This is a genomic window from Dactylosporangium sp. NPDC005572 (genome assembly GCF_040605515.1).
In the GTDB taxonomy this organism is placed as follows: Bacteria; Actinomycetota; Actinomycetes; order Mycobacteriales; family Micromonosporaceae; genus Dactylosporangium.
Genome location: NZ_JBEXCY010000334.1, coordinates 1 through 8355, shown reverse-complemented (window position 1 = coordinate 8355; position 8355 = coordinate 1). Strand labels below are relative to the sequence as shown.

Sequence of the window (8355 nt, the reverse complement as noted above, 5' to 3'; positions counted from 1 at the left end):
TACGCGGCCGCCCGCTCCCCCGCCGCCGGGTCGCCGCCGTCCCGCCACAGCCGCAGGTGGGCCAGGCCGGCGCCGGACAGCCCGTGGGTGACGTCGCTGCTGTGCCAGGCGAGCGGCAGCCGGCCGGCCAGGTCGGTGGCGCGGGTGGTGAGCCGGTCGTCGCCGAGGAACTGCCCCGCGTCGTGCAGCGCCCAGGCGGTGCCGGCGCGGCCGTAGCACAGGCCGGGCAGGAACCGCGGCACGGCGAACAGCCGCTCGTCGAGCCACGCCGCCGCCCGGGTCACGTCGGCGCGCAGGGCCGGGTCGCCGGTGAGCCGCGCCGCCCGGGTGAGCACCGCGAGGCCGCCGGCGGCGCCGGTCCACAGGTTGGCGGCGTCGTGGTCGCGGGAGTCGGCGCGCTGCGGCCACAGTGCCGGCGCGCCCGGCGTCATGCCCTGCCGCAGGTGGGTGAGGCCGTCGGCGATCAGCCGGTCGACGCCGTCGGGCTCCCCGGCTGGTCCTGGCTTCAGCGGTACCACGGAATCGCCGATCGACATCAGATGCGCTTCGGCGCGTTTGAGGGTCCAGCGGGCCTGCGGATCGGGGTCGGTCAGCCCGAGGACGGGCGGCGCGAACGCGGCGAGGTCCGGGAACGTGCGGGCGATCCGGTCCAGCAGCGCCGCCCGCTCGGCCGCGGTGCGGGCCACGCCGGGGTTGTCGGAGACCCACGACGGGCCGAGGCCGGTGGCCGCGCAGAACAGGGTCGCGCCCAGGCTGAAGCAGTCCGACACCGGGCCGGCCAGCGCGTCCGAGTCCGGGTCCCGCAGTTCGGGTGCCATGAATCCGGCGGTACCGGCGGGCAGCCCGTCGCGCCCGGCCGGGGTCACGAACTCGACGTCGATGAGGTGCACCTCGTCGAACGGCGACACGAGCACGTTCTGCGGCTTGAAGTCGCGGATCACCAGGCCGGCGTCGTGCACCTCGCGCATCAGGTCGACGAGCCGCAGCCCCAGCTCGGCCACGGTCTCGACGCCGGCCGTCCGCTCCCGCGCCCACGCGTCGAGCGTGCGCCCGGGCAGGTACTCCTGGGCGAGGAACAGGTCACCCTGCTCCTCGAACAGCGCCACCCGGTGCGGCGCGACCCCGAGCGGCACGAGCTCGTCGAGCAGCCGCGCCTCCTCCCGCAGCCGGTCGCGGGCGTCGCTGCCGTCCAGCAGCGCGCCGGCGTGGGCGCGGGCCTGCTTGACGACGACGTCGGCGCCGTCGCGGTCGTCGACCGCCCGGTACACGCCGCCCTTGTTGGCGTGGCGGATCGCCTCACGGATCCGGAACCGGCCGCCGAGCAGCACCTCCTCCGGCGCGGTGTCGGGCTCGGCGGGCGCGTCCGGGAACGGCGCGGTCGCCCACGGCGGCGGGCTGAACCAGGCGGCCCGCACGTCCTTGACGACCGTGCCGTCGGGCCCGGCCATGCGCGACTCCATGACGCCGTCGTCGGTGAAGACCCGTTCGCTGTGGAACTCGCCGTACCGGTAGTGGACCAGGCTGCCCGGCCGGAACGGCCGGTCGGACAGGATCCGCGGCCCCGGCAGCCCCCGGGTGGCCTCGTGCAGCCGCGCCGCGAGGGCGCGGAACTCGTCGTCGTCGACCGGGTAGGCGGTGATGAACTTGCCGGCGCCGCCGCGGTCGTACCAGCTGTCGACCAGCTGCGCGACCCGCGCCAGGTCGGTGCCGAACTTGAACGAGCAGCCGGCCTGGACCAGCACCTCGGCCGCCCGGGCCAGCACCAGCGGCGCCGCGAGCGGGGTCGCCGAGAGGTGCAGCTTCCACCCGTGCCGCCGCGCGTTGGGCGTCGGCGCCGTCAGGTGGCACCAGGCGGGCGTCGGCTGCACGGTCCACCGCTGCCCGCCGTTCCGATCGAGCACGCCCCGCACCACGTCGGTCAGCAGCACCGCATCGGCCGTCAACGCCTGTCCCATCACCGCTCCCTCGCCTCGTTCCGCCGTCAGCGGTACCGAGGTTGACAGGGGCCGCTGAAACGGCGCGGAAACGGCACTGAAGCGAGGGTCTCCGCTGGTGGGAACGCGTGCGGGCGGCCGAGAGCGTCGATCGCCGTCGATGCGGTCGGCGCCGGGCGGTCAGGCGTTGAGGTAGGCGAGCACGGCCAGCACCCGGCGGTTGTCGTCGTCGGACGGCGGCATGTCGAGCTTGGTCAGGATGTTGTTGATGTGCTTGCTGACGGCCTTCTCGGTGATGCCGAGCTTGCCGGCGATCGCGGCGTTGGAGCGGCCCTCGGCCATCTCGCCGAGCACCTCGCGCTCCCGGGTGGTCAGCACAGCGAGCGGTTCGCGGCGGGCGAGCAGCTGCGTGATGACCTCATGGTCCATGGCCGTGCCACCGTCGGCGACCCGGCGGACGGCGTCGACGAACGCGCCGACGTCCGACACCCGGTCCTTGAGCAGGTAGCCGACGCCGCCGGCCGGGGTGCCGAGCAGCTCCCGGGCGTACAGCGGTTCGACGTGCTGCGACAGCATCAGGACCGGCAGGCCGGGCACCTGGGCCCGGGCCTCGATCGCGGCCTGCAGGCCCTCGTCGGTGAACGTCGGCGGGAGCCGCACGTCGATGACCGCCACGTCGGGCCGGTGCGTGAGCAGGGCCGGCAGCAGCGCCGGGCCGTTGTCGACGACCGCCACGACGTCGAAGTCGAACGCCTGCAGCAGCCGGGTCAGCCCGTCGCGGAGGAGGGCATGGTCCTCGGCGATGACAACGCGCACGGCACCTCCATGGTGATGACGGTCGGGCCGCCCGGCGGGCTCGACAACGCCATCGTGCCATCGAACGCCGCCAGCCGGCGCTCGATGCCGCGCAGGCCGGTGCCGACGGCCGGGTCGGCGCCGCCGCCACCGTCGTCGGCGACCACCATCGTCAGCAACCCGTCCGCATGGCGCATCGACACCGAGCCGGTCCGGGCCCGGCTGTGCCGGACCAGGTTGGTCAGGGCCTCGGCGACGACGAAGTACGCGGCCGACTCGACGGGTGTGTCGGGCCGGCCGGGCAGGTCGACGCCGACCGTGATCGGCACCGGGAGGCCCAGCGCCAGCGCGCGCACGGCACCGGCGAGCCCGCGCTCGGCCAGCACGGGCGGGTGGATCCCGCGGACCAGGTGCCGCAGCTCGACGAGGGCCGTCCCGCTGGACTCGCGCGCCTCGGCGAGCAGCTTGTGCGCCTCGGCCGGGTTGCGGTCGATGAGCTCGTCGGCCAGGCCGATGATCATGCTCAGTGAGACGAGGCGGGCCTGGACGCCGTCGTGCAGGTCGCGCTCGATCCGGCGCAGCTCCGCCGCCTGGGCGTCCACCGTGTCGGCCCGGGTCACGGTCAGCTGCGTGACCCGCAGCCGCAGCTCGGCGGCGCGCGTGGGGGCGAGGAAGAGCCGGGCGAAGTGGGCGTCGACGCGGCGCAGCCAGGGTGCGGCCCACAGGCCGACGACGAGGATGAGGGCGCCCTCCGGCAGGCACAGCAGCATGGTGCCGAGCCCCTCGACGGCCCAGAGGCTGCCGTAGCCGTACCAGCCGGTGCCGAGCCAGATCCACACCGGCACCAGGGTCAGCCCGGCCAGCCCGTACAGCGGCACCAGCACGCCGATCGCCCCGAGCGCGCACCCGACCAGCGCGCCGGGGACCAGCCAGGCGAGGTCCCGCCAGGTGGCCGGGTCGGTCACGATCCAGCGGAACTGCCGCCAGCCGCCGGCGACGGCACCCTCGGGAGCCGGATGGTACGGCCGGGTCACCAGGACACCGGTCAGCGACGCCCGCCGGCGTTCCTGGTTGACCCGCATCCGGACCAGCGTCATCGTCCACGGCACGAGCGCGATGCCGAGGAACGGCACCGGCGTGAGGATCAGCACGACGACGGACGCCACGAACAGTGGCAGGTTGGTGAACGCGAGCCCGATCGCGGCCAGGCCCGACAGCACGGCACGCACCCGCGCCCGGGCCCACCGGCCCGCGCGCGCGCCGTCGCCCGCCGTCTCCACGACACCATTGTGCCCGCGATCCGCGGTCGGGCGGTCGGGCGGTGGTGCTAGCACCCCCATGCCGGGGGACGTAGCGCTCCTGACGGCGCGCCCGCCGCGCGGTTGGCTGGGGCCATGACGACCACCGCCGCGACGGCGACCCGTAGTGACTTCGCCGTGCTGGCCCGGCGGATCACCGAGCAGGGGCTGATGGACCGCCGGCCCGCCTACTACGTCGCCCGGTTGAGCGTCGTCGCGCTCATGCTCGTCGGCAGCTGGACCGCCTTCGTCCTCATCGGCTCGTCGTGGTGGCAGCTGGTGACCGCGGCCGTGCTGGCGATCACGTTCACCCAGCTCGCGCTCGTGGGGCACGACCTGGCCCACCGCCAGGTGTTCCGCACCAGGAAGCCCAGCTCGTTCGCCGGGCGGGTGGCCGGGAACCTCCTCATCGGCATGAGCTACGGCTGGTGGGTGGAGAAGCACACCCGCCACCACAACAACCCCAACCACGACGACCTCGATCCCGACGTCGCGCCCGAGGTGCTCATCTGGGCCACCGAGTCCGCGTTCGGCCGGCGCGGGCTGAAGGGCTTCATCACCCGCCACCAGGCGGGGTTGTTCTTCCCCCTGCTCACGCTGCTGGCCGTCGACCTCAAGGTGTCCAGCGTCAAGGCGCTGCGCAACGGGACGGTGAAGCGCCGCGGCCTGGAGACGACGCTGCTGGTCCTGCACGCGGTCGGCTACCTGGCGGCCCTGCTGATCGTCCTGTCGCCGCTGCAGGCGCTCGCGTTCCTGCTGGTGCACCAGGGGCTGTTCGGCGTCTACCTCGGCATGACGTTCGCCCCGAACCACAAGGGCATGCCGCACCCGGACGGTACCGAGGACTTCCTGCGCAAGCAGGTCCTGACCTCGCGCAACGTGACCGGCGGGCGGTTCGTCGACGTGGTCTTCGGCGGTCTGAACCACCAGATCGAGCACCACCTGTTCCCGGGCATGCCGGCGCCGAACCTGCGCAAGGCGAAGCCGATCGTCGAGGCGTACTGCGCAGAGGTCGGGATCCCGTACGTGCAGACCGGCCTCGTGACGTCCTACCGGCAGGCCCTGCGGTTCCTGCACGAGGTCGGCGCCCCGGCCCGCGCGGAGCACACGGCACGCCGAGCGGCGTAACTAGACTGTCGGCGTGCTCGACGAGTTGGTACCGCCGACCCTGCCGGTCGTCGTCACCCTCGGCCGCAACCGCGACGCCCAGGCCTGGCTGGCCGCGCTGCCCCGGCTCATCGACGAGGTCCGCGAGGCCTTCGGGATCCGGTTGGCCGCGCCGCTGCACGGCGGGAGCTGCAGCTGGGTCGCGCCGTGCGAGCTGCCGGACGGCACCGCCGCCGTCGTGAAGATCGGCTGGCCGCACCGGGAGATGTCCGGCGAGGCCGCCGCGCTGCGGGCCTGGGACGGGCGGGGCGCGGTCCGGCTGCTCGCCCATGACCCGGCCCGGCACGCGCTGCTGCTGGAGCGCTGCTCCCCCGGCCGGCCGGTGACCGGCCACCCGGACGCCTGCCGGGTGCTGCGGGAGCTGTGGGAGGCGGCGCCGCCGGACGGGCTCGAGGAGCTCGGCACCGTCACCGGCGAGTGGGCCGACCTGGTGGAGGAGCGGATGGCCCGGATCCGCCCGCCCTACGACCCGGGGCTGGTGGCGCAGGGCGCCCGGCTGCTGCGCGAGCTGCCCGCGACGGCGCCCCGGACGGTGCTGCTGCACGGCGACTGCAACCCGGGCAACGTGCTGTCGCACGGTGCGGGCTGGGTCGCCATCGACCCGAAGCCGATGACCGGCGACCCGGGGTACGACCCCTGGCCGCTGCTGCAGATCGCCGGCACCGACCCGGCCGCCCTCGCGGACGAGCTGGGCCTGGACCGGGACCGGGTGGCGGGCTGGTGCGTGGCCCGGTACGTGGAGACGGCACTGTGGCACGCCCACCACGGCGACGTGCCGGCCGGCGCGGAGGCGATGGCGGCCGCGGCGTCGATCGCCATCGCCTGAGTAGCGATCGAGGTGCGTCGGTGCACACTGGAGGTATGAGGGAGTTCGCGTCCACGTTCCGCGGCTACGACCGCACCGAGGTCGACGCCTTCGTCAGGACCGCCACCGAGGCCCTGGCCTCCGCCGACCCCGCCCGCCACGCCCAGGCCCGAGCCGACGCGCAGGCGGTCACCTTCCACACCGCCTGGCGCGGCTACGACCGCACGGATGTCGACCACTACCTCCGCCGCATCGCCCGGGGCCGCCCGGACGACCGCTGACCGCCCGCGCCCCGCGCCGGCCGCCCCGCGGACGGGCTACAGCCGGTGGGTCACCGGACGCCGGCCTCCACCGGCACGGCGTCGGTGCGGGCGACCTCGCGCTCCAGGTCGTCCAGGGCCGCCCGGAGGACCGCGATCCGCTCCTCGATGTTCGTGCGCGGTGACGGGATCTCCGGCGCCGCGGTCTCCTTCTCGGCCTCCTTCTCCACCTCCTGCGCCTCCTGGAGCGCGTTGAGGACCACGCCCACCAGCAGGTTCGTCAACAGGTAGGAGGCCGCGATCATGTACGACAGGTAGTAGAGGATGCCCCACTCCGTCACCGCCCGGCCGGCCTGCAGCGTGTCGGTGATGCCGTCCAGCGACAGCAGCAGGAACAGGGTCAGCATCGCCTGGCCGACCGTGCCGTACTGCTCGGGGTACGCGGCGCCGAAGATCATCCAGCCGAGCATCGCGTAGCCGTAGAGGACCAGCAGCGTGATGAGCAGGAAGCTGCCGAGGCCGGGCAGGCTGCGCCGGATGCCCACCAGGATCACGCGCAGGCTGGGGAACAGCCGGAACGCCCGCACGATGCGGGCCAGGCGCAGCAGCCGCAGCAGCGTCACGTTCTCCCGCACGCCCGGCACCAGCGGCGCCAGGATGATCGCGAGGTCGAACAGGTTCCAGCGGTCGCGGAAGAACCCGCCGGGGCGCGGCAGGTGCGCGCAGAAGCGGATGAGCAGCTCGACCGAGAAGCAGGCGAGGAAGACGTACTCCAGGACGTGGAACACGGCGCCGGCGGTGTCGACGATCCCGTGGTACGTCTCCAGGCCGAGGGTCAGCGCGTTGAGCAGGATGACGACGAACGAGGCGGCGTTGAACCACGAGGCGGCGACCAGCGCACGGCACGCGGCCGCCAGCCGGGACACCGGACGAGTCGGCGTGCTGTCCACGGGTCGGCAGCCTACACAGCAACGCCGCCGTACCATCGCCGGGTGGAGCTCTGGGAGCGGTCGGCGGCATTGGCGCTGCTCGACGAGTTGCTGCGGCGCAGCGGCGACGGCGGACGCATCGCCGTGGTGTCCGGCGAGGCCGGCCTCGGCAAGTCGGCGCTCGTGGGCGAGTTCGCGAGCCGCTGCGGCGCGCGGGCCCGGGTGCTGTGGGGTGGCTGCGACCGGCTCGTGACCCCGCGGGCGCTGGGCCCCCTGCAGGACATCGGCCGGCACACGGGCGGCGTCCTCGCCGCGCGGCTCGGCGCGGGCGCCCCGCAGGGCGACGTGTTCGCCGCCTTCCTGGAGGAACTGTCGGGTCCGCGACAGCGCGCCCGGCCCGTCGTCGTGGTCGAGGACGCGCACTGGGCCGACGAGGCCACGCTGGACTGGCTGACGTACCTCGGCCGGCGCATCGGCCGCATCCCCGCCCTGCTCGTGCTCACCCACCGCGACGACGAGCTCGGCCCCGGCCACCCGCTGCGGGCCGCCCTCGCCGCGCTGCCCAGCGCGATCGTCGAGCGCATCGCACTCGCGCCGCTGTCCGAGGCGACGGTCGCCGAGCAGGCCGCGGGCGCCGGCCGGGACGCCGCCGCCGTGTACCGGCTCACCGGCGGCAACCCGCTGCTGGTCACCGAGCTGCTCAAGGGTCTGCGGGGCGACTCGATCCCGGCCGCCGTGCAGGACCTCATCCTCGGCCGGCTGCACGACCTGCCGCCGGCCGCGCGGGAGCTGGCCCAGCTCGTCGCGGTCGTGCCGACCCGGGCCGACGCGGCCCTCGTCGCCGGCGCGCTCGACGAGGTCGACGCGGCGATCGCCGCCGGGGTGCTGGTGGCGTCCGGCGACGGTGTGGCGTACCGCCACGAGCTGCTGCGCTCGGCCGTCGAGGACACGCTGTCGCCGGCCCGCCGCGCCGCGCTGCACCGGCAGGTCCTCGCCGTGCTGGCCCGGACGGCCGGCGTCGACCCGGGGCGGCTGGTCCACCACGCGCGGCTGGCCGGCGACGCCGACGCGGTGCTGCGCTACGGGCAGGTCGCCGGGGCCGGCGCCGCGCGGCAGGGCGCCCACCGGGAGGCCGTCGCCCACTACGGCGCCGCGGCGGCCCACGCC

Annotated in this window: 8 protein-coding genes; 4 read left to right on the top strand and 4 right to left on the bottom strand. The window is 74.9% G+C overall.

All coding sequences use genetic code 11. The features are described from left to right. The 3 genes from lanL to ABZS66_RS58845 form a co-directional block, all read right to left on the bottom strand. The coding region (gene lanL, locus ABZS66_RS58855) for a class IV lanthionine synthetase LanL (protein ID WP_354773282.1) at positions 1 to 1955 on the bottom strand (1955 nt) is incomplete at its 3' end. A 159-nt stretch (positions 1956 to 2114) separates the two neighbouring features. Further along, positions 2115 to 2750 carry a response regulator transcription factor gene (locus ABZS66_RS58850; protein WP_238010404.1) on the bottom strand — a complete coding sequence of 212 codons (636 nt, stop codon included), beginning with the start codon at positions 2748 to 2750 and terminating at the stop codon, positions 2115 to 2117. Then, positions 2702 to 4009, bottom strand: a complete 1308-nt coding sequence (locus ABZS66_RS58845) for a sensor domain-containing protein (RefSeq protein ID WP_354773280.1) — start codon at positions 4007 to 4009, stop codon at positions 2702 to 2704. The genes ABZS66_RS58850 and ABZS66_RS58845 overlap by 49 nt, the downstream gene beginning before the upstream one ends. Positions 4010 to 4123: 114 nt before the next feature. Here ABZS66_RS58845 and ABZS66_RS58840 point away from each other — a divergent pair, with 114 nt between their 5' ends. The 3 genes from ABZS66_RS58840 to ABZS66_RS58830 are packed head-to-tail and all read left to right on the top strand — an operon-like array spanning position 4124 to position 6280. Further along, complete coding sequence (locus ABZS66_RS58840; RefSeq protein WP_354773278.1) at positions 4124 to 5155, top strand: acyl-CoA desaturase; 1032 nt, start codon at positions 4124 to 4126, stop codon at positions 5153 to 5155. A 13-nt stretch (positions 5156 to 5168) separates the two neighbouring features. Beyond that, a complete protein-coding gene (locus ABZS66_RS58835) occupies positions 5169 to 6020 on the top strand; it encodes an aminoglycoside phosphotransferase family protein (RefSeq protein WP_354773276.1) in 852 nt (283 codons plus the stop codon). Between the two features lie 35 nt (positions 6021 to 6055). Next, the gene (locus ABZS66_RS58830; RefSeq protein ID WP_354773274.1) at positions 6056 to 6280 is read left to right on the top strand and encodes a DivIVA domain-containing protein; all 225 of its coding nucleotides are present in this window, start codon (positions 6056 to 6058) and stop codon (positions 6278 to 6280) included. Between the two features lie 50 nt (positions 6281 to 6330). Here the strand turns inward: ABZS66_RS58830 and ABZS66_RS58825 are convergent, their stop codons facing one another. After that, entirely contained in the window at positions 6331 to 7209 is an 879-nt protein-coding gene (locus ABZS66_RS58825) for an ion transporter (RefSeq protein WP_354773272.1), read from the bottom strand. A gap of 42 nt (positions 7210 to 7251) precedes the next feature. Between ABZS66_RS58825 and ABZS66_RS58820 the strand changes: the two genes are divergently transcribed. Then, positions 7252 to 8355: AAA family ATPase (locus ABZS66_RS58820; RefSeq protein ID WP_354773270.1), on the top strand; the 1104-nt coding region annotated here is incomplete at its 3' end.